Source organism: Janthinobacterium sp. 75 (genome assembly GCF_004365495.1).
Taxonomy (GTDB): Bacteria; Pseudomonadota; Gammaproteobacteria; order Burkholderiales; family Burkholderiaceae_D; genus Janthinobacterium.
Map to the genome: position 1 here is coordinate 2,390,688 of NZ_SORD01000001.1, position 19,086 is coordinate 2,409,773.

General features: G+C 61.6%; 17 protein-coding genes. 9 read left to right on the forward strand and 8 right to left on the reverse strand.

What is annotated here, in order from left to right; all coding sequences use genetic code 11:
• Positions 1 to 79: 79 nt before the first annotated feature.
• The 4 genes from C8C89_RS10895 to C8C89_RS10910 all read right to left on the reverse strand — a co-directional run bounded on the left by C8C89_RS10895 (position 80) and on the right by C8C89_RS10910 (position 5,295).
• Positions 80 to 1,210 (reverse strand): glycerophosphodiester phosphodiesterase, encoded by a 1,131-nt coding sequence (locus C8C89_RS10895; protein ID WP_133989876.1) that lies wholly within the window; start codon positions 1,208 to 1,210, stop codon positions 80 to 82.
• On the reverse strand, positions 1,210 to 3,624 hold the full coding sequence (locus C8C89_RS10900) for a TonB-dependent receptor (RefSeq protein WP_243857969.1): 2,415 nt from the start codon (positions 3,622 to 3,624) through the stop codon (positions 1,210 to 1,212). The genes C8C89_RS10895 and C8C89_RS10900 overlap by 1 nt, the downstream gene beginning before the upstream one ends.
• A 161-nt stretch (positions 3,625 to 3,785) precedes the next feature.
• On the reverse strand, positions 3,786 to 4,766 hold the full coding sequence (gene hslO, locus C8C89_RS10905) for an Hsp33 family molecular chaperone HslO (RefSeq protein WP_101482320.1): 981 nt from the start codon (positions 4,764 to 4,766) through the stop codon (positions 3,786 to 3,788).
• Positions 4,767 to 4,770: 4 nt separating this feature from the next.
• The gene (locus C8C89_RS10910) at positions 4,771 to 5,295 is read right to left on the reverse strand and encodes a gamma carbonic anhydrase family protein (RefSeq protein ID WP_133989878.1); all 525 of its coding nucleotides are present in this window, start codon (positions 5,293 to 5,295) and stop codon (positions 4,771 to 4,773) included.
• Between the two features lie 229 nt (positions 5,296 to 5,524).
• On the opposite strand from C8C89_RS10910, the gene C8C89_RS10915 reads away from it, so the two are divergent.
• The 8 genes from C8C89_RS10915 (at position 5,525) to bamC (ending at position 12,592) form a co-directional block, all read left to right on the forward strand.
• Positions 5,525 to 6,403: an alpha/beta hydrolase gene (locus tag C8C89_RS10915; protein WP_133989880.1), complete on the forward strand. Its 879-nt coding sequence runs from the start codon at positions 5,525 to 5,527 to the stop codon at positions 6,401 to 6,403.
• A 102-nt stretch (positions 6,404 to 6,505) separates the two neighbouring features.
• Positions 6,506 to 7,339 carry a 3',5'-nucleoside bisphosphate phosphatase gene (locus C8C89_RS10920; RefSeq protein WP_101482317.1) on the forward strand — a complete coding sequence of 278 codons (834 nt, stop codon included), beginning with the start codon at positions 6,506 to 6,508 and terminating at the stop codon, positions 7,337 to 7,339.
• Positions 7,340 to 7,431: 92 nt separating this feature from the next.
• The gene (htpX, locus tag C8C89_RS10925; RefSeq protein ID WP_035821167.1) at positions 7,432 to 8,316 is read left to right on the forward strand and encodes a protease HtpX; all 885 of its coding nucleotides are present in this window, start codon (positions 7,432 to 7,434) and stop codon (positions 8,314 to 8,316) included.
• A 38-nt stretch (positions 8,317 to 8,354) separates the two neighbouring features.
• The gene (locus tag C8C89_RS10930; protein WP_101482316.1) at positions 8,355 to 8,978 is read left to right on the forward strand and encodes an L-threonylcarbamoyladenylate synthase; all 624 of its coding nucleotides are present in this window, start codon (positions 8,355 to 8,357) and stop codon (positions 8,976 to 8,978) included.
• A gap of 83 nt (positions 8,979 to 9,061) precedes the next feature.
• Positions 9,062 to 9,739, forward strand: coding sequence for a site-2 protease family protein (locus C8C89_RS10935; protein ID WP_101482315.1), 678 nt, complete (start codon positions 9,062 to 9,064; stop codon positions 9,737 to 9,739).
• Positions 9,740 to 9,781: 42 nt separating this feature from the next.
• The gene (locus C8C89_RS10940; RefSeq protein WP_101484677.1) at positions 9,782 to 10,354 is read left to right on the forward strand and encodes a class I SAM-dependent methyltransferase; all 573 of its coding nucleotides are present in this window, start codon (positions 9,782 to 9,784) and stop codon (positions 10,352 to 10,354) included.
• An 84-nt stretch (positions 10,355 to 10,438) separates the two neighbouring features.
• The gene (gene dapA / locus C8C89_RS10945; protein WP_101482314.1) at positions 10,439 to 11,317 is read left to right on the forward strand and encodes a 4-hydroxy-tetrahydrodipicolinate synthase; all 879 of its coding nucleotides are present in this window, start codon (positions 10,439 to 10,441) and stop codon (positions 11,315 to 11,317) included.
• A gap of 81 nt (positions 11,318 to 11,398) precedes the next feature.
• Positions 11,399 to 12,592, forward strand: coding sequence for an outer membrane protein assembly factor BamC (gene bamC / locus C8C89_RS10950; RefSeq protein ID WP_101482313.1), 1,194 nt, complete (start codon positions 11,399 to 11,401; stop codon positions 12,590 to 12,592).
• Positions 12,593 to 12,883: 291 nt separating this feature from the next.
• Here bamC and C8C89_RS10955 read toward each other — a convergent pair whose 3' ends face one another.
• On the reverse strand, positions 12,884 to 13,138 hold the full coding sequence (locus C8C89_RS10955; protein WP_096237298.1) for a hypothetical protein: 255 nt from the start codon (positions 13,136 to 13,138) through the stop codon (positions 12,884 to 12,886).
• A 353-nt stretch (positions 13,139 to 13,491) separates the two neighbouring features.
• Positions 13,492 to 14,613 carry a cupin domain-containing protein gene (locus C8C89_RS10960; protein WP_101482312.1) on the reverse strand — a complete coding sequence of 374 codons (1,122 nt, stop codon included), beginning with the start codon at positions 14,611 to 14,613 and terminating at the stop codon, positions 13,492 to 13,494.
• Between the two features lie 93 nt (positions 14,614 to 14,706).
• On the opposite strand from C8C89_RS10960, the gene C8C89_RS10965 reads away from it, so the two are divergent.
• Positions 14,707 to 15,252, forward strand: a complete 546-nt coding sequence (locus tag C8C89_RS10965; RefSeq protein WP_133989882.1) for a peptidylprolyl isomerase — start codon at positions 14,707 to 14,709, stop codon at positions 15,250 to 15,252.
• A 54-nt stretch (positions 15,253 to 15,306) separates the two neighbouring features.
• Here the strand turns inward: C8C89_RS10965 and C8C89_RS10970 are convergent, their stop codons facing one another.
• The gene (locus C8C89_RS10970; protein ID WP_133989884.1) at positions 15,307 to 16,350 is read right to left on the reverse strand and encodes a hypothetical protein; all 1,044 of its coding nucleotides are present in this window, start codon (positions 16,348 to 16,350) and stop codon (positions 15,307 to 15,309) included.
• Positions 16,347 to 19,037 carry a DNA mismatch repair protein MutS gene (gene mutS, locus C8C89_RS10975; protein ID WP_133989886.1) on the reverse strand — a complete coding sequence of 897 codons (2,691 nt, stop codon included), beginning with the start codon at positions 19,035 to 19,037 and terminating at the stop codon, positions 16,347 to 16,349. Before mutS ends, C8C89_RS10970 begins: the two co-directional genes overlap by 4 nt.
• Positions 19,038 to 19,086: the final 49 nt, after the last annotated feature.

The window sequence follows — 19,086 nt, forward strand, 5'->3', positions numbered from 1 at the left end:
CAATTTCAGTAATTCAAGAAACGCATAATAAGGGCGTCGCCGCCGGCCACGCCCTGTAAATGAATTTGTTACGAAATGTTTATCCGGCGGCGATGCGTCCCAGGCCCGGATCATCACTGAAAAAGCCGTCCAGTCCCGTTTCGATATAGCGCCGCATTTCCGCCACGGAACCCGCTTCATTACGCGCATTTTCGCCATTGCCATCGCGGAAATCGGCTGCCAGGAAACGGTTTTCCGGGCGGAAGGTCCAGGTGTGCAACAGCAAGCCTGCCTGGTGCGCATCGTCGACGATGGTCGTGGGCGCGGCCAGGCGCTGGTCGGCGCCCAGCGCGATGACGCCCCGCGTGGGCGGCGCCACCACGTCCGCGTAGGCGGCGATGTCGCGCAGGCCGGCCGGCGTCGTCATCTGGCCGAAGGTCAGCTTGCCACCGGCTTTGACCACGTCCATCGGGCGCACATCGCCGCCCACCACCAGTTGCATCAGGCGCACGTTGGCGCGCCGTCCCAGCTTCTCGCGCAAATATTTCAGATTCGCCACTTCGAAGGACTGGATCTCGATGGGCGCGCGGCGCGTGTATTCGTGCGCCAGCATCGTCGAGAGGAAACGGTCTTCCAGCGCCAGGCCCGCATCGCGGAAATACGTCGAACTTTTCAGCTCCGGCACGAGGCCGATGATGCGTCCGCTGGCGGCAGATTGCGCTGCAACAAAATCGATGATTTCTTCCCAGGTGGGAATCTGAAATTGTCCATCGTACAAGGTGTTGCCGGTGCGAACTTTCGGCAACCGTTCGATGGCGCGCAGTGTTTTCAGTTCCGCCAGCGTGAAGTCGTCGACGAACCAGCCCTCGTGCCATTCGCCATCGACCATCTTCTTGCCGCGCCGGCTGGCAAATTCAGGACGGCGCGCCACGTCGGTGGTGTCGATCAGATTGCTTTCGTGACGCGCCACGAGGATGCCGTCGCGCGTGGCCACCAGGTCCGGCTCGACATAGTCGGCGCCGTCGAGGATGGCTTTGGCGTACGAAGCCAGCGTATGCTCGGGGCGCAGGGCGCTGGCGCCCCGGTGGGCGAACACCAGTGGGCGGCTGGGGGGCGTGGCCAGCAGGCCGGCGGCAAAGCCGGGCGCGGCGGCCAGGGCCAGGCCGCCCACGGCCGCCTGGACGAAGTTGCGGCGGGAAAAGTGCCGATGCGGGAGGATAGGCTCGCGCATCAGAAGTCCGCCGTCAGGGTCAAAAAGCCCTGGCGCGGGGCGATGGGGAAGGTGTTGTAGGTCTTGTCGGCCGCACCCACCACCACGTTCAGCGAACCTTCGCGGTTGGCCAGGTTGCTGACGTTCAAGCGCCAGCGGGCGTTTTTCAGCCAGCTGGCCATGGCCGGCAGCTTGCCCGACACGCCCAGTCCCATCAGGAAATAGCTGGGCACGGACAAATCATTGGTGTATGTCGCGTAGCGCTTGCCCACATAGTCACCCGTCAGTTGCACTTCGATATCGCCAAAGGTGGCCGAGGCCACGAACTTGTTCAGCCATTCCGGCGAACCGGGTACGTTCTTGCCGGCCGTCAATACCAGCGCGGCGCCATTGCTGTAATTGTCCGCGTATTGCGAACGGTTGTACGACAGGGCATTGTAGAACGAAAAATTGTTGCCAAAGTGCACGGTTCCAGCGATGTCGATGCCGTCCGTACGCACGCTGCCCACGTTGGCCAGCACGGGGTTGCCACCGATGATGGAGGAAATCACGGGCGTCGGGCTGATCTGCAGCAAACGGTTGCTGAAATCGACGTGGTACACATTGACCTGGCCATCGATGGCCGTGATGGCACCCAGGTTCAGGGCATGGCTGCCGCGCACGCCCACTTCATAGGTGAGGGCCGTTTCCGGCTTGGCGTCGCGCTTGAACAGGTCGAAGGCGGCCTGGCTCGACAAGCTCCATGGCGAAGCGCCGCCGCCGCCATAGGTGACGAACTGGCGCATGTTTTTCTGGATATTGAAGTAGAGCTGGTCTTGCGGCGTGAAGTCCCAGCGCGCGCCCACTTGCGGCAAGAACCATTTTTTCGTGTTGATGGTGCCGACCGGCAAGGCCGTCGAGCCACCGGAAATGGCGCCCAGGGCCGGCTGCACGGGAAATTGGCCATCGGCAAACTGCAGGCTGGACTTGAAGCCGGCCTGCAGGGCGATATCGGGACGGATGCGCCACTCATCCTGCAAGTGCAGCTGCACCACCTTGTTGTCGATCTCGCTGCCGTACTGCGTGATCAAAGGATTGCTGGGGCGGTCATACGGCGAAGTGGGATTGTTGACGTCCAGCGCATACCAGCGGCGGTAGGCGGACGAGCGGTTCTGCTCCAGCCACAGGCCCGCTTCCAATTGATGCTCGCCGATTTCCTTGCGCAGCGTGGAAATGAAGCCGCCCCGCTTGATGTCGTATTCCGTGGTGCGCACGGCGTAGCCCGAGTTGCCGAACACCTGTTTCAGGTTCTGTTTCGGGTAGTACACGCTGAACAGGCCAGGCAAGCCGGCCACGCCGATGGGACCGGCCACTACGCCCGCACCGTCATCCTTGTGGTAATACACCTGGTTCGCCCAGGTCGTGCCTTCGCCCAGGTTGGCGTCGAACTTGGCGTAGGCCAGGTAATCGGTGCGCTGCGCATCGCTGTAGTAATTGCGGTAATTGTTGCCGTCGGCAGCAGGCGTGGCGCCCGTCGGCGACAAATAATTCAGGGCCGCCTTGAAGTCCGGGTACAGGAAGGGGCGCGTGTACGGCGCGCTCTTCTCCCCGGCCACGTGCACGGTGCTGTCTTCGTTCGGCTCGATCTTGTCCGAGTAATTGAAGAACAGGGTCAGCTTGCCCGCGTCGCTGCGGTTGACGTATTTGGCATTGAACTGATCGCCGCCCTGGCGCGCATCGAAGTCCCAGGCCCGTGCTTCGTGGTGCAGGATGGAAAAGTAGGCGCTGCTGCCGTCGCCAAAGGCGCCCGTGTCGTAGCGGGCAAACGTGCGCGAAGTGCTGTGGCTGCCCACCGTTTGCTGCACGCTGGCACCCTGCGTGGCCAGCGGGTCGCTGGAATAGGTTTCGATGGTGCCACCCAGGTTGCTGGTCGAGGCCGTGGCCAGGTCGCCTGCGCCCGACGACAGCACGACGCTGCGCACGTTTTCGCTGATGACGGCGCGCTGCGGCGACAGGCCGTTGTAGTTGCCGTACTGCTGGTCGCCCAGCGGTACGCCATCCATGGTGTAGCCGAGTTGCTGGCCGGAGAAACCATGCACGAACAGCGACAGGTTTTGCTCGTTGTTGCCCCATGGGTCGGCCGTCTGGAAGCTGACGCCAGGCAAGGTTTGCAGGGCTTTCAGGGGATTCGTGCCTGGCAGGATTTTCTGGATTTCATTCTTGCTCAAGGCCACGGAGGAGCGCGTCTTGCGCGAGGAAATCTCCACGGTGGTCATGGGGGTATTGTCGTCGGCTGCAGCAGCCGTTGCAGCGGCCATGTCGGCGGCGGCGGACGCCACGGCCGCGGCCGCGGCCGTTTGGGCCAGCGCTGGCAGGGAGAGGCCTGCGGCGCACGCGCCCAGCAAAACATGGAAGGAATGGCGGCGCAGGGCCAGCGTCAAGTGGGTATTCATCATCAGCCTGTGGAAAGTGGAAAGTAATACAAGCTGCGCAGCGTAACGGCGGCGCGTGACGGGCTGATGACGAACTGATGACGGAACGATGACAGTGGAAACAATTGCGCCGCCTGAAAGGCGGCGCGGAAGGATGATGGCGAAACTGTAATGCTTGCTTGAGCTTAGTTAATGCTCGCTGCCGGAGGAATCAAGACTTCGGCCGGCGCATCCGTGATGAACAGCTGCGCGCAATCGACCTTGTCGAATTCGTAGTGCTGGCCGCAGAAATCGCAGTTCACACCCACCTGACCCACTTCGTCCAGGGTGCTGTTGACTTCTTCCTCGCCCAGCATCTTGAGCATATTGCCCACTTTTTCGCGCGTGCAGCTGCAATGGAAGCTCGGGTGCAGCGGGTCGAAGACGCGGATCGTTTCTTCCCAAAACAAGCGTTGCATCAGTGTATCGATGTCGGTGGCCAGGATTTCTTCCTCTTTCAGGGTCGACGCCAGCATCACGGCGCGGTGCCACGTGTCCAGGGCATCTTCTTCCGAGACGGGCGTCGCTTCGGCCTTGCCGCCATGGTGGGGCAGCTTTTGCAGCAGCAGGCCGCGCGAAACGCTGTCGTCCGTGGCCAGCCACAAACGCGTGTCGAGCTGCTCCGAACGCAACATGTAGTTTTCGATCACGGTGGCCATGTCATCGCCGTCCAGCGGCACGATGCCCTGGTACGGTTGCTGGCCCGGCACCTTGTCGGCCGGGTCCAGGGTGATGATGAAGCGGCCCTTGCCCGTGGCGTTGAGCAATTGCGGCACGGTGGCGACCTCGGCAATGGTGGCGTCCGGGTCCAGCTTGGCCGTGGCGCGCAGGCGCAGGTCGGAATCGCACTCGACCACCATCAGGCGCACGGGACCGTCACCATGAATTTGCATGATGATGGAGCCGTTGAATTTCAGGTTGGCCGACAGCAGGGCGGCGGCAGCCACCATTTCGCCCAGCACTTTTTTCACGGCAGTCGGGTAGGCGTGGCGCGATACCACTTCCTGCCAGGTGTGGGAGACGTCGATGAACTGGCCGCGCACGGCGGCGTTGTCGAAAATAAATTTTTGCAGGGTATCCTGGCCGCTAACGGCTGCGCTGACCGCGCCCGTGGTTTCAGTCGTCATTCTCTTATCCAATCTTCTTGAGTTGCGTATTAAATAGCTGGCCGCGCTGCACATAGTTCACGGCGTTGCCTTGTAGCTTGGTGATATCGTCTGCCGTCAGGGCCCGCACGGCTTTTGCCGGTGAGCCGATGATCAGCATATTGTCGGGAAATTCCTTGCCTTCCGTGACCAGGGCGCCTGCGCCGACCAGGCACCCTTTGCCGATCTTCGCGCCATTCAGGATCACGGCCTGGATGCCGATCAGGGCACCATCGCCAATCGTGCATCCATGTAACATCGCCTGGTGGCCGATGGTCACATTCTGGCCGATGTCCAGCGGGTAGCCCGGGTCCGTGTGCAGTACGGCGCCTTCCTGCACATTGCTGTTGGCGCCCACGGTGATGCGTTCATTGTCGCCGCGGATGGTGGCGCCGAACCATACGGAGGTGTTCGCTTCCAGGGTCACCTTGCCGATCACGTTGGCCGTGTCGGCTACAAAAGCGGAAGCGTCAATCTGTGGCGCATCGGCGCCCAATTGGTAGAGTGTCATCGTTAGCCTGTGGCGGTGGTGGAAGCGCCGGGCTGGGCCGGACGCGAGAGTTTTACTTACTTGCTTAGCTACTATGTACGCTATTTTACGCTGTTGCAGGGCAAGTCCTGGCGCCGTGCGCTAATCCGGTATAATTATCGAACGGTCGTACTTTTATGCCGCACTATCTACAGACACAGCATGTGGCGCCATCCGCGCCACTTTCAAGGCAGGCAATGAGATGAAACCCATGAAACTTTCCCGTTCCGAATTCATCAACATCCGCGGCGCCCGCACGCATGTACGCCATTGGGGCCGCGAAGGCGCTCCCATCCTGTTCATGGTGCACGGCTGGATGGACGTGGCCGCCTCGTTCCAGTTCGTCGTCGACGAGTTAGCTGGTGACTGGCACGTGATCGCGCCCGACTGGCGCGGCTTTGGCGTGAGCGACTACACGCAATCGGACACCTACTGGTTCCCCGACTACCTGGCCGACCTGGACGCCATGCTGCTGCACTATTCGCCGGATGCACCCGTGAACCTGCTCGGTCACAGCATGGGCGCCAATGTGGCCGGCCTGTATGCTGGCGTGCGGCCCGAGCGCATCAGCCGTTTCATCAACCTGGAAGGCTTTGGCATGATGGCGACGAAGCCAGAGCAAGCCCCTGGCCGCTACGCCAAGTGGCTGGACGAATTGCGCGAGCCGCCCGTCATGCGCAGTTATCCCTCGCAGCGCGCGGTGGCCGAGCGCCTGCAAAAGACCAATCCGCGCCTGCCGGATGACCGCGCCGCCTTCCTGGCCGAGCACTGGTCGGCGCAGAACGAGGCGGGCGAGTGGGACATCATGGGCGACCCGCAACACAAGCGCGTCAATCCCATCCTGTACCAGGTGGAAGAAGTGATGGCTTGCTGGCGCCGCATCAAGGCGCCCGTGCTGTGGGTGGAGGCGATTGACACAAATATGTGGCAGTGGATGGGGCCGAAGGAAGAGGCGCGCATCGAAATCGACCGGCGTCTGGCCTGCATCAAGGATGTGCGCTGCGAGATGATGCTGGACGCGGGCCACATGCTGCACCATGACCAGCCGGCGGAGCTGGCGCGCCTGGTGGAAACCTTCCTTGCGCAATAATGCGCTGGCGCAACTGTGTCGCTAACGCGACTTCCATATCGGGCAAGCAGCGTACAATGAAAACTTCTTTCATGCTGAGCCCGTGCAGGGTATTGTTTTCGTATGCTTAAAGTCGACCTGCATTGTCATTCGAATATTTCCGACGGCGTGCTCGCGCCCGCTGCCGTGGCCGCCTACGCACGCAAGGCCGGCGTCGATGTGTGGGCGCTGACGGACCACGATGAAGTGTCCGGCGTCGCCGCCGCGCGTACGGCCGCGCTGGACCTGGGCATGCGTTTCGTGGCCGGCGTGGAAATATCCATCACCTGGGCCGGCCAGACCGTGCACATCGTGGGCTTGCAAGTCGATGAAAACAATCCAGGTCTCGTACAGGGCTTGCACCAGACACGGTCCGGGCGCGACGCGCGGGGCCGGGAGATCGCTCGCCAGCTGGATCTGGCCGGCATCCCCGATGCCTATGAAGGGGCCTTGAAATTTGTCGGCAACCCGGATCTGATGTCGCGCACGCACTTTGCCCGCTACATCGTGGAAACGGGGAAGTGCGCAAACATCCCTGACGTATTCAAGAAATACCTGTCGGAAGGCAAGCCGGGCTATGTCGAGCACCGCTGGGCGACCCTGGCCGAAGCGGTGGGCTGGATACGCGGCGCGGGCGGCGTGGCCGTCATCGCCCATCCGGGCCGCTACCGCTTCAGCGACATGGCGCAAGGCGTGCTGTTCGATGAATTCAAGCAGCTCGGCGGCGTGGCCATCGAAGTCGTCACGGGCAGCCACAGTCCGGACCAGTATCCCGAATACGCGCAGCTGGCCAACGCTTATGGATTCCTCGCCTCGCGCGGCACGGATTTCCATGCGCCGGGCGAGTCGCGCGTGGATTTTGCCAAGCTGCCGCCGCTGCCTGCCAACGTGACACCCATCTGGCACGACTGGTTTTAAGGCACGGCCGGCCTGCGCCTGCTGGGCGGGCTTGAAAAGTCGCGACCGCATACTTATCTTTTAGTTATTATTGTTTTTCGGAGCCATCGCCCATGAAACGTATCGTCCTCTTTATCGCAACCAACCTGGCCGTGATGCTGGTGCTGTCGCTCGTCCTCAGCTTGCTGGGCGTGGGCAATCCGGCGCGGGGCAGTACCCTGAACCTGGGCAGCCTGCTGGTGTTTTCGCTGGTGGTGGGCTTCACGGGCTCGATCTTTTCGCTGTTGATCAGCAAACCCATGGCCAAGTGGAGCACGGGCGCGCGCGTGATCGACAATCCGACCTCGTCGACCGAGTTGTGGCTGGTCAATACCGTACGCGCCTTGTCCGAACGGGCCGGCATCGGCATGCCGGAAGTGGCCGTGTACGAAGGCGACGCGAATGCGTTTGCCACGGGCGCCTTCAAAAACTCGGCGCTGGTGGCCGTTTCCACCGGCTTGCTGCAAAGCATGAACCGCGATGAAGTCGAGGCCGTGCTGGGCCATGAAATCGCCCACGTCGCCAATGGCGACATGGTGACGCTCACCCTGATCCAGGGCGTGGTCAATACCTTTGTCGTCTTCATGGCGCGCGTTGTGGGTTTCTTTGTCGACAATGTGCTGCTGAAAAATAACAACCGCGAAGGCGGTGGACGGGGCATCGGCTATTTCGTCACCGTCATGGTGTGCGAAGTCATCTTCGGCTTGCTCGCTTCCATCATCGTGGCCTGGTTTTCGCGCCAGCGCGAATTTCGCGCCGATGCCGGTTCCGCCAAGCTGCTGGGCAGCCCGACGCCGATGATGCATGCGCTGGCCCGCCTGGGCGGCGTGCCGCCGGGCGAACTGCCCCAATCGATGCAGGCGCTGGGCATCAGCGGCGGCAATGGCGGCTGGGGCGCGCTGTTCGCCACCCATCCACCCCTCGAACAACGCATCGCCGCGCTGCGCGGCGTACAATAATGCTAACTTAACAAGCTGGTTCGCCAGAACGCTTACACATGAGTCAATTTTTCCATATTCACCCTGAAAATCCGCAATTGCGCCTGATCAAGCAGGCGGCGCAGATCATCCAGTCCGGCGGCGTCGTGGCCTTGCCTACGGATTCCTGCTACGCGCTGGTGTGCCAGCTCGACGACAAGGGCGCCGTCGAGCGCCTGCGCCGCATCCGCGGCGTGGATGAAAAGCATCACCTGACCCTGCTGTGCCGCGATTTGAGCGAACTGGGCTTGTATGCCCGCGTGGACAACCGCCAGTTCCGCCTGCTCAAGGCGGGCACGCCGGGCGCCTATACCTTCATCCTGGAGGCGACCAAGGAAGTGCCGCGTCGCCTCAGCCATCCTTCGCGCAAGACCATCGGCCTGCGCGTGCCGCAGCACCGCATCGTGCAAAGCCTGCTGGAAGAACTGGGCCAGCCCCTGCTGGGTGCGACCCTGACCCTGCCTGGCGACGAAGACAGCCTGACGGATGCCGACACGATCCGCGAACGGCTGGAAAAGCTGGTCGACCTGATCGTCGATGGCGGCGTTTGCGCGCATGGCCCCAGTACCGTGATCGACCTGACGGGGCCGGAGCCGGAAGTGGTGCGCGTGGGACGGGGCGACCCGGCCGTGCTGGGCTTGTAGCGGCTGGCGCAGGGCGCTCGATTTACCTATCTTTAATGGCAACATAAGAAAGTGCCTGGGACGCCTCTGGTAGAATCGCGGTCATGAGCGATTTCAATACGATAGTCCAGACCGTTGCGGTGTACCTGGTGCCGGTGCTGTTTGCCATTTCCCTGCATGAGGCGGCGCACGGCTACGCCGCCCGCTATTTCGGCGATCCCACGGCCTCGAACGAGGGCCGGCTGAGCCTCAATCCCATCCGGCATATCGATCCTTTCGGCACGATATTGCTGCCCTTGATACTGTATTTCACGATCCAGGTACCGTTTGGCTATGCCAAGCCGGTGCCTGTCGATTTCAGCCGCCTGCGTAATCCGAAGAAGCAGATGGCCTGGGTGGCGTTTGCCGGTCCTGGCGCCAATTTCGTCATGGGCTTGGGCTGGATGATCGCCTTTGTCGTCCTCAGCGTGATGCCGCCGACGGAGATGGGCATGTTTTTCCGCAAGATGGCCGGCGCCGGCGTCAGCGTGAATGCGGCCATGTTTGTCTTTAACCTGATTCCCGTGCCGCCCCTCGATGGTGGACGCATCATGACGGGCTTGCTGCCGATGCAGCTGGCGCGTCCTTACGCCAGCATCGAGCGCTACGGCCTGTACGTGTTCGGCGCCCTGGTGCTGCTGATGTACACGGGCATCCTGAACCGCGCCCTGCTGACGGCGATCGAATTTGTGATTGGCATTTTTGTCACCCTGGTCACGCCCCTGACGGCCATATTGACTTGAAACAAGCAACTGAATGGTCGCAAATAATTGATGGAAGTACCGATGCAAGTAACTGAACCAACAATAGAAACTGAAGCGATTTCTGGCTGGGTACGCCGCTGGGCGCCCCTGATCCCGGGCGGCGAAGTGCTGGACCTGGCCTGCGGCGCGGGCCGCCATGCGCGCCACCTGGTCAGCCTTGGCCATCCCGTCATCGCGCTCGACCACGATCCGGAAATGCTGGAAAAGGCGGCCGGCACGGGCATCACCACCTCGCTGGTGGACCTGGAGGCGCAGGGCGCCGTGTGGCCCTTCGCGCCCGGCCGCTTTGCCGGCATCGTCGTCACCAATTATCTGCACCGGCCTTTGCTCGAAGCGATGGTGGCCAGCCTGGCGCCCGATGGCGTGCTGCTGGTTGAAACTTTCGCCGAAGGTAACGAGCAGTTCGGCAAGCCGTCGAATCCGAAATTCCTGCTGAAGGAAGGCGAAATGCTGAGTTGGGCGGTGCAGCACGGCTTGCGTGTGGTAGCGTACGAGGATGGGCGCGTGGAACAGCCAAAAGCTGCTTTGGTGCAACGAATTTGTGCCGTCCGGCCGGATTTTCCACGGTTGGCAGCCTTGCTGCCGACGTTTTGAGCGGCCATACTATGTCAGAATGCACCACAGGCGCGGGCTATCCGCTACAATCGTTGTTTTATTTATCGGCGCTATAAACTTACTATGATCAAGGGCAGCATTGTAGCAATCGTCACCCCGATGCACGCAGACGGCAGTCTGGACTTTCCAGGTCTGCGCAAGCTGATCGACTGGCATATCGCCGAGGGGACGGACGGCATCGTCATCGTTGGCACGACGGGCGAATCGGCAACAGTCAGCGTGGAAGAACACTGCGAACTGATCCAGTTGACCGTCGAACATGCCAAGGGACGCATTCCTATCATCGCCGGTGCCGGAGGCAACTCCACGGCCGAGGCCATCAAACTGACGCGCTATGCGAAAGAAGCGGGCGCCGATGCTGTCTTGCAAGTGGTGCCGTACTACAACCGTCCTACTCAGGAAGGCATGTACCAGCACTTCAAGGCCATCGCCGAAGCCGTCGATATTCCCGTCATCCTGTACAACGTGCCAGGCCGCACGGTTGCCGACATGAGCAACGAAACGATCGTGCGCCTGTCCGCCATCCCGAATATCGTCGGCGTGAAAGATGCGACCGGCAACATCGGCCGTGGCATCGACCTGCTGCGCCTCGTGCCAGCCGGTTTCGCCGTGTACTCGGGCGATGATCCGACGGCCATGGCGCTGATGTTCTGCGGCGGCCACGGCAACATCTCCGTGACAGCCAACGTGGCGCCGCGCGCCATGCACGAACTGTGCGTTGCGGCCATGGCGGGTGATCGCGCCACGGCGATCGCCATCAATAACAAAGTTTTTCCTCTGCACCAGAAATTGTTTGTCGAGCCCAACCCGGTGCCCGTCAAATGGGCGATGGCCGAAATGGGCCTGATGCCGGCTGGCATACGCTTGCCACTGGTGCCACTGGCTGAAAATTGCCATGCTACCGTGCGCGATGCCTTGCGCGACGCCGGCATCCTGTCTTAAGGCCGAACCTCAAGCCCGGACTTGACCAGTCCGGACCTTCCCTGATTCCAGCTGCTACTTAGCTTCTTATCCAGTTACGACATGACTAATTGCAAGAAAAACCAATCGGCGCCTGCCACCATCGCCGTCCGCGGCATCGTCATCGGCGCCATCGCAGCCAGCCTCGCGGGCTGCGGCATGATCAGTTCGGTAGTCGGCGGCGACAAGGTCGACTACAAGTCGGTCAAGAAAGCCAGCACTCTGGACGTGCCGCCTGACCTGACGCAATTGCAGCAGGACAACCGCTACTCCCTGCCGGATGCGAAGAACGGCGTGGCCACGGCTTCCGGCTACAACGCGCAGCGCAACGCCACGGCAGGTACGCCTGTCGTCGTGGGCGCCGACGGCGTGGTGGGCGTCGTGCCTGTCACGGCCGGTGGCGTGAAGGTCGAGCGCGCGGGCAACCAGCGCTGGCTGGTCGTCAAGCAGTCGCCTGAAGTGCTGTGGCCGCAACTCAAGCAGTTCTGGGAAGATTCGGGCTTTACCGTCGCCATCGACCAGCCGACGGCTGGCATCATGGAAACTGAATGGAATGAAAACCGCGCCAAAGTGCCGCAGGACTTTATCCGCAGCACCATTGGCAAGGCCTTCGATTCGCTGTACTCGACGGGTGAAAAAGACAAGTTCCGTACCCGCGTGGAACGCCTGGCCGATGGCTCGACCGAGATCTACATCAGCCACCGTGGCGTAGAAGAGGTCGTCACGGGTCGCGACAAGGAAACCACCACCTGGACCGCGCGTCCCAACGATCCGGGCCTGGAAGCGCAATTCCTGGCCAAGCTGATGACGCGCCTGGGCGCGGCCGGCGACGAAGCGCAGGCGAAGACAGCCGTGGATGCCGCCATTGTGCAGCCGCTGCACGCCAAGCTGGTGGGCGACGCCGCCACGCCGGCGCGCGCAATCGAAGTCGATGAAGGTTTCGACCGCGCCTGGCGCCGTGTTGGCCTGGCGCTGGACCGCGTTGGCTTCACCGTGGAAGACCGCGACCGCACGCAAGGCACGTATTTCGTGCGTTACGTCGATCCGGATGTGGTCAAGAAAGATGGTTTCTTCTCGAAACTTTTCAGCTGGGGCTCGTCGTCCGACAAGGACAAGGAAGCGCAGCGCTACCGCGTCCTGGTCAAGGCCGGCAACGGCTCGACCAGCTTGGTCAGCATCCTCAGCAACGAAGGCCAGCCGGACGTCTCGCCAGTGGCCGAGAAGATCCTGGGTCTGCTGAACGATCAGTTGAAATAAGCAGGGTGATAGCGGCAGGTCGTAAAACCTGCCGCGCATTAAAAAGGCTGGCCCGGGAAACGGGGCCAGCCTTTTTTATTACGCATGCACCTGAATGCGGCAACGCCCGACAAAACCGTAGCGAGCGCCAGTGATGTGCGGCTAAATAGCGCAACCGTCCTGTAGTACGGGGGCGCCGAGCCGGTGAGCATTGCAGGCGCGCAAAGCGCGGCGCGCAGCAGGTTTGCTTGGGCGTTTACCCAATAAAAAAGCCGGCCCTAAGGCCGGCTTTCTCTAGTGCTGGGTGCTAAATTACTTAGCAGCCGATGCAGCAGCCGAAGCAGCCGAAGCAGCGTCGGTAGCGGCCGAAGCGGCAGCCGAAGCAGCAGCAGCAGCGTCGGTAGCGGCCGAAGCAGCAGCGTCAGCAGCAGCAGCTGGAGCAGCTTCAACTACTGGTGCAGCTGCTGGGGTTTCAACTACTGGTGCTGGTGCAGGAGCTTCTTCTTTTTTGCTGCAAGCAGCCAGAGCAACAACCATCAGGGAGGCGATCAGCAGGGATTTTTTCATTTGTTTTCCTTAATTATTTCAAAAAATAAATCAATATTGTTGCGATGAATAATTACCGGTAATTATCGCTCGTTAGGTCGTCTTCGAAGGCTTTTCGTACCAGGTGGTGCCTGCCAGACAACGGAAACTTCCTAACCGAATATTATAGCGATTTTTGGTGCGTCGCAATAGGAGCAAGAGGCAAATTCGCAACTATTTTGTGATATCGCAATATTTGCCGAAGCAAATTGCAAGCAAGTGTAAGCGATTTGCGAAAGCACGACAAAACGATATAAAAATAATATGTTTCATTGCGCTAGCGCAGATGCTGTCATTTCTGCTCGTGCCATACCACTTTGCTACGCCACCATCATTCAGGCCAGTTCGATCCAGCCATCCTGATACCAGGTATATAGCGCATCCATCACATCATCGGAAGCCTGGGCCACGGCGGTGCCATCGAGCGCGCGTTCGTTGGCCAGGGTTTCCAGGGCCGCTTTGTCGGCCTTGCCTATGGCAAACGATTCACCATTGATGAAGACATTCTTGCCACGATACAGCATCAGCGTCTTGCGCGACAACACGACGCCCTTTTTCTGTGCGGCGTCCGCGAAGCGGCCTACAGTCAGCGGCTTGGACAGCGGCGTGAAAAACACATTGTGCTTCGGTTCCGACAGGTGTTCGCCCAGGAAAATGGTCACGTCTTCTTCCGTGAAGCGTACCTTGTTCATTTCTTCCGTGATGGTGCTGAGCATTTCACGGGGGATTTCCGCCGGTTTGCCCGACGCTTTCAAGTCGGGATCGCTGTAGATGCCCGGCAAGTCGATCGAGTCGGCCATGAATTGCAGGAAAGCTTCGCCCAGTTCCTGGAAGGTTGGCGAGCGGAAGCCGATCGAATACGTCTGGCAGTCGCCGATGGCCACGCCGTCGTGCGCGTAGTGGGGCGGCAGGTACAGCATGTCGCCCGGTTCCAGGGTGAATTCTTCGTCAGGCGTGAAGTTGCTGAGGATTTTCAGCGGCAAGCCGTCGATCAGGCTCAGGTCCTTCTGCGCGCCGATACGCCAGTGGCGCTTGCCCTGGCCTTGCAGCAGGAACACGTCGTAGGAATCGAAATGCGGGCCCACGCCGCCGCCATCGGTGGCGAAGCTGACCATCAGGTCATCCAGGCGCGCGTCCGGCAGGAAGCGGAACTGGCGCAGCAGGGCGTCGGCCTTGGCGCTGTGCAGGTTGGCGCCCTGCACCAGCAGCGTCCATTCCTTCTGTTTCAGCGATGGCAGGCTGGTCAACGGACCTTGCTGCATGTTCCAGTGGCCATCCGCATGGCTGACCAGGCGCGATTCGACGTGGTCCAGGGTGGCCAGCTCGGCCAGGGCCTTGAAATCGAACAGTGCCTTGAAGCCAGGCACGGCTTGACGGATCAACAAGGGCTTTTTATGCCAGTAGTCGCGCAGGAATTGCGCCGGCGTGATATCGCCGAGGAGAGTTAATTTTTTCATGCGCCCATTATAACAACCGGAAATGCAGGAATGCGCCTGCCGTTGGCGGCGTGAAGGTATAATTTGCCAGCTTATACAATGAAAGGAAGCATAATGAAGATTGCCAAAAATACGGTCGTGACTGTCAACTACAAACTGTCAGACGCGCAAGACAATCTGATCGAAGACGGCCGCCAGCCTATGGTCTACCTGCACGGTGATTATGAAAACACCCTGCCGAAGATCGAAGAAGAGCTCGACGGCAAGGAAGTTGGCTATTCCAACACGATCCAGATCGAACCGGATGATGCTTTCGGTGAATACGATCCAGCCCTGGTCAAGGTCGAGCCACGCAATCGCCTGCCTGAGCCGCTGGAAGTGGGCATGCAGTTCGAAGGCATGCCGGAAAGCGATTCGCCGGACGAAGAAGCGATGATCTTCACGGTGACCGATATCGCCGACGACAAAGTCGTGCTGGACGGCAACCATCCACTGGCCGGCATCGCGCTGCGCTTCTCGCTGACCGTCGCTGACGTGCGCGAAGCCACCGACGAAGAAATCGCCCATGGCCACGTGCATGGCGCACACGGCCATGACCATGGCGATGATGAAGATGAAGGCGACGAGGGCGACCACTTCCGCACGCATCCGATTCATTAATACCGCTTGTTCCAGGCCGGCTACATGCCGGCCTGTTCGTTTGTGCCTCTGTTATTAACGGCGCACGGTCGACGCCTTGGCTCTTGCTTGCGCCGATGGCCTGACGGCCCGTTGACGTACCTCAAAGAAGGGCGTCTTGCCGGGCCGTACGGCGATGGCGGACCAGTCGTTGTCGATGCTGACGTGGCCCAGGTTGCCTTTCCAGCTGATTTTCGGCCCGCCTGTCCTGGCTGCGGCCTTTCTACTCTTGCCTTCCTTGCCGTCCGCTTCGCCATCGCGCTGCGTATCGACCAATAAGACCTTGCCGCTGAATTTCTTCGCCAGGGTGCGGATCTGCTTGCGTGGTCCGGCAAAGCCATCCTGTTTCGAGCTGAAGCTGGGTAGCAGCGAATTGTCGTCTTCGTCCAGCACGCCCACGTCGCCATCGGAAAACAGCACGATGCCGTCGAGCTGCTTGCGCTGCGCCATGGCGAACAGGCGCTGCAGCCAGGAGCGGTTGGCGACCAGCCGGTCTTCGAATTCGCTGTTGCGTCCCGCTTCTGGCAGGAAATGGTTGTTATTCGCGGGCAGGTTGATGGTGGCGAACAGCACGCCGCCGTATTCCCAGTGGGCATTTTCCGCATAGCTGCGGAACTTCGCCGTCGATGACAGCCTCGACAGGGTCAGCTTGCGCTGGCCCAGGCTCTGGTCGTCGGCGAAATACACGTCGCGCAGGCGGTTCAGGCGCTCGATGGCGTTGACCCTGCCGCGCGAATTGCGGCAGTTGGCCCAGTCGCTGGCAGACAGCGAGACGATCAGGGGCGGGCCGCTCGCGTCCAGCACGTCCTTGCGCTGGCTGTACAGCTTGTCGCTGCACGATTCGCTGGCGGCCTTGATGCCGGTGGCCACCACGAAGGAGGCATTGAAGGCGCTGGTGTCGGCGATGGCTTTTTTCAGGGGGGCATCGTCCGGCCCCGCATTGAAGGAATGGCCCAGCACGGCAAACTCGAAGCCGGCCTGCTCGCTTGGTGCGGCCAGCGCCGCTTGCCATGGCAGGCTGGCGACCAGCAGGCCGGCAGCCAGCAGGCGCAGGCTGGCGATGCTGCGCCGTATGGTCATGCGGCGGCCAGCCGTTTCAACTGATACAACTGTTCCAGCGCGTCGCGCGGCGTGAGCGCATCGGGATCGAGGTCGGCGATGGCGTCGAGCAAGGCTTGCTGCGCCGCGTTCAGCGCGGCCAGTGGCGCGGCTTCCTCTTCTTCCTCTTGCGCATACGGATCGGCTGCCGGCGCGGCGAACAGGTCGCGCTGCGGCGTGGCGTCCAGCGCCTGCGCTTCCAGGCGCGCCAGGTGCTTGCGCGCCGCCTTGATCACGGGCTGCGGCACACCGGCCAGTTGCGCCACCTGCAAGCCATAGCTTTGCGAGGCGGGACCGGCTTGCACGGCGTGCAGGAAGACGATGCTGTCCTTGTGTTCGACGGCCGACAAATGCACGTTGGCGGCGCTCGGGTGACTGTCCGGCAGTTGCGTCAGCTCAAAGTAGTGCGTGGCAAACAGGGTGAAACTGCGGCTGCTGTCGATCAGATGGCGCGCGATGGCCCACGCCAGGGCCAGGCCGTCGAAGGTCGAGGTGCCGCGACCCACTTCATCCATCAGCACCAGCGAGTGTTCGGTGGCGCCGTTCAAAATGGCGGCCGATTCCGTCATTTCCACCATGAAGGTCGAGCGTCCGCCCGCCAGGTCGTCGGTGGCGCCGATACGCGTGAAGATGCGGTCGATGGGGCCGATGGTGGCGGAAGCGGCCGGCACGTAGCTGCCCACGTAGGCCAGCAGGGTAATGAGTGCCACCTGGCGCATGAAGGTCGATTTACCGCCCATGTTCGGGCCGGTAATCAGCAGCAGCCGGCGTTCGTTGACGAGGCGGCAATCGTTGGCGATGAAGCGCTCGATCTGCTTTTCCACCACGGGGTGGCGGCCTTCGACGATGTTGATGCACGGCTCGTCGACCAGTTGCGGCGCGGCCCAGTTGTGCTGCTGCGCATGTTCCGTCAGCGCATTCAGGGTGTCGAGCTGGGCCAGGCCCTGCGAAATCGTTTGCAGGGTGCCGATGTGCGGCGCCAGTTCGGCCAGCAGCAGGTCGTACAGCAGCTTTTCGCGCACCAAGGCCTTGTCTTGCGCCGACAGGGCCTTGTCTTCGAATACTTTGAGTTCGGGCGTGATGTAGCGTTCGGCGTTCTTCAGGGTCTGGCGGCGGCGGTAGTCGTCCGGCACCTTGTCCGTCTGGCCGTGCGTAACTTCAATATAGAAGCCGTGCACCTTGTTGTATTCGACGCGCAGGTTGGCGATGCCCGTGCGCGCCCGTTCGCGCGTTTCCAGGTCGAGCAGGAACTGGCCCGCGTTTTCCGACAGGGCGCGCAGTTCGTCCAGTTCGGCGTCGAAGCCGGTGGCAAACACGCCGCCGTCGCGCACCATGGCAGCCGGTTCCTGCGCCACGGCGCGCACCAGCAAGTCCAGGCAGGCGGTCGGTGTCGCCAGTGCCGCGTGGATGGCGGCCAGCAAACCGGTTTCTCCACCCTGGCCAGGGCCATAGCAGCGCACGACGTCGCCGCGCAGGGCCGGCAGTTGCAATAAACCGTCGCGCAGGGCGGCCAAGTCGCGCGGACGCGCCGACAGCAGCGCGATGCGCGTGGTGATGCGTTCGATATCGGGCACTTGCGCCAAGGTGGCAGCCAGTGGCCCCGCCGCTTCGCTTTGCGCCAGCGCGGCAATCGCTTCATGGCGCGCGCGCGCCACGTTCTGGTCGCGCCGCGCATGGTGCAGCCAGTGGCGCAGCATGCGCGAACCCATGGCCGTGCGGCAATGGTCGAGCAGGGAAAATAATGTAGGCGATTCCTGGCCGCGGATGGTTTCCGTCAATTCCAGGTTGCGCCGCGTGGCCGCGTCCAGGCCGATGAATTCGCTTTCCGTTTCCGTCGTCAGGGAGCGCACGTGCTGCAGACCGCGTCCCTGCGTCGACTGCGCATAGCGCAGCAGCGCACCAGCCGCGCCGAACGCGGCGCCGAGGCCATCGGCGCCAAAACCGGTGAGTGTCGCTACGCCCAGCTGGTCGAGCAGGGCCTTGTGGCCGCCGACCACGTCGAAATGCCAGTCCGGCACGCGGTTGATGTGCGTGCCCGCGTAGTCGTCGAACAGGTTGCCATTGTCGCCGCTCAGGATTTCAGCCGGCACGATGCGTTCCAGTTCCTGCTGCAGGCGCGCGGCCACGGTGCTGCTGTCGCCGGAAAACTCCATCAGTTTTAGTGCACCGCTGGCCAGCGACAGCCAGGCCAGGCCCGTCGTCACCGTCTTGCGTTGCGTGATGCTGCACATGGCCAGCAGCGGGCGCTCGGCCTTTTCTGGCAGCAAGTCCGCATCGGTCAGGGTGCCCGGCGTGACCACGCGCATGACCTTGCGCTCGACGGGACCCTTGCTGGTGGCCGGGTCGCCGATCTGTTCGCAAATGGCCACCGACTCGCCCAGCTTGACCAGCTTGGCCAGGTAACCGTCCAGCGAATGAAACGGCACGCCGCACATCTTGATGGGATTGCCACTGGCCACGCCGCGCGCCGTCAGGGTAATACCCAGCAGGCGCGACGCTTTTTCCGCATCCTCGAAAAACAGCTCGTAGAAATCGCCCATGCGGTAGAAGACCAGCATCGTCGGGTGATTTTCCTTGATGCCTAAATATTGTTGCATCATCGGCGTGAGCTTTTCAGCCGAATTTTTCTTTGCCGCGGCGGCGTTGATTTCTTTGGGGACGGTGGTCATGTGTTCTTTGTCGTTGGTCCGGCGGCAGGGAAAGGCGTGCCTGCCGGGC

Bases quoted from the DNA above. Each gene is read 5' to 3' on its own strand.
- C8C89_RS10960 (WP_101482312.1), bottom strand. From the start codon at position 14,613: ATGAAAAAATTAACTCTCCTCGGCGATATCACGCCGGCGCAATTCCTG.
- dapA (WP_101482314.1), top strand. From the start codon at position 10,439: ATGATCAAGGGCAGCATTGTAGCAATCGTCACCCCGATGCACGCAGAC.
- C8C89_RS10930 (WP_101482316.1), top strand. From the start codon at position 8,355: ATGAGTCAATTTTTCCATATTCACCCTGAAAATCCGCAATTGCGCCTG.
- C8C89_RS10935 (WP_101482315.1), top strand. From the start codon at position 9,062: ATGAGCGATTTCAATACGATAGTCCAGACCGTTGCGGTGTACCTGGTG.
- mutS (WP_133989886.1), bottom strand. From the start codon at position 19,037: ATGACCACCGTCCCCAAAGAAATCAACGCCGCCGCGGCAAAGAAAAAT.
- C8C89_RS10940 (WP_101484677.1), top strand. From the start codon at position 9,782: ATGCAAGTAACTGAACCAACAATAGAAACTGAAGCGATTTCTGGCTGG.
- C8C89_RS10910 (WP_133989878.1), bottom strand. From the start codon at position 5,295: ATGACACTCTACCAATTGGGCGCCGATGCGCCACAGATTGACGCTTCC.
- C8C89_RS10970 (WP_133989884.1), bottom strand. From the start codon at position 16,350: ATGACCATACGGCGCAGCATCGCCAGCCTGCGCCTGCTGGCTGCCGGC.
- C8C89_RS10900 (WP_243857969.1), bottom strand. From the start codon at position 3,624: ATGATGAATACCCACTTGACGCTGGCCCTGCGCCGCCATTCCTTCCAT.
- C8C89_RS10915 (WP_133989880.1), top strand. From the start codon at position 5,525: ATGAAACTTTCCCGTTCCGAATTCATCAACATCCGCGGCGCCCGCACG.
- C8C89_RS10955 (WP_096237298.1), bottom strand. From the start codon at position 13,138: ATGAAAAAATCCCTGCTGATCGCCTCCCTGATGGTTGTTGCTCTGGCT.
- C8C89_RS10920 (WP_101482317.1), top strand. From the start codon at position 6,506: ATGCTTAAAGTCGACCTGCATTGTCATTCGAATATTTCCGACGGCGTG.
- C8C89_RS10965 (WP_133989882.1), top strand. From the start codon at position 14,707: ATGAAGATTGCCAAAAATACGGTCGTGACTGTCAACTACAAACTGTCA.
- htpX (WP_035821167.1), top strand. From the start codon at position 7,432: ATGAAACGTATCGTCCTCTTTATCGCAACCAACCTGGCCGTGATGCTG.
- C8C89_RS10895 (WP_133989876.1), bottom strand. From the start codon at position 1,210: ATGCGCGAGCCTATCCTCCCGCATCGGCACTTTTCCCGCCGCAACTTC.
- bamC (WP_101482313.1), top strand. From the start codon at position 11,399: ATGACTAATTGCAAGAAAAACCAATCGGCGCCTGCCACCATCGCCGTC.
- hslO (WP_101482320.1), bottom strand. From the start codon at position 4,766: ATGACGACTGAAACCACGGGCGCGGTCAGCGCAGCCGTTAGCGGCCAG.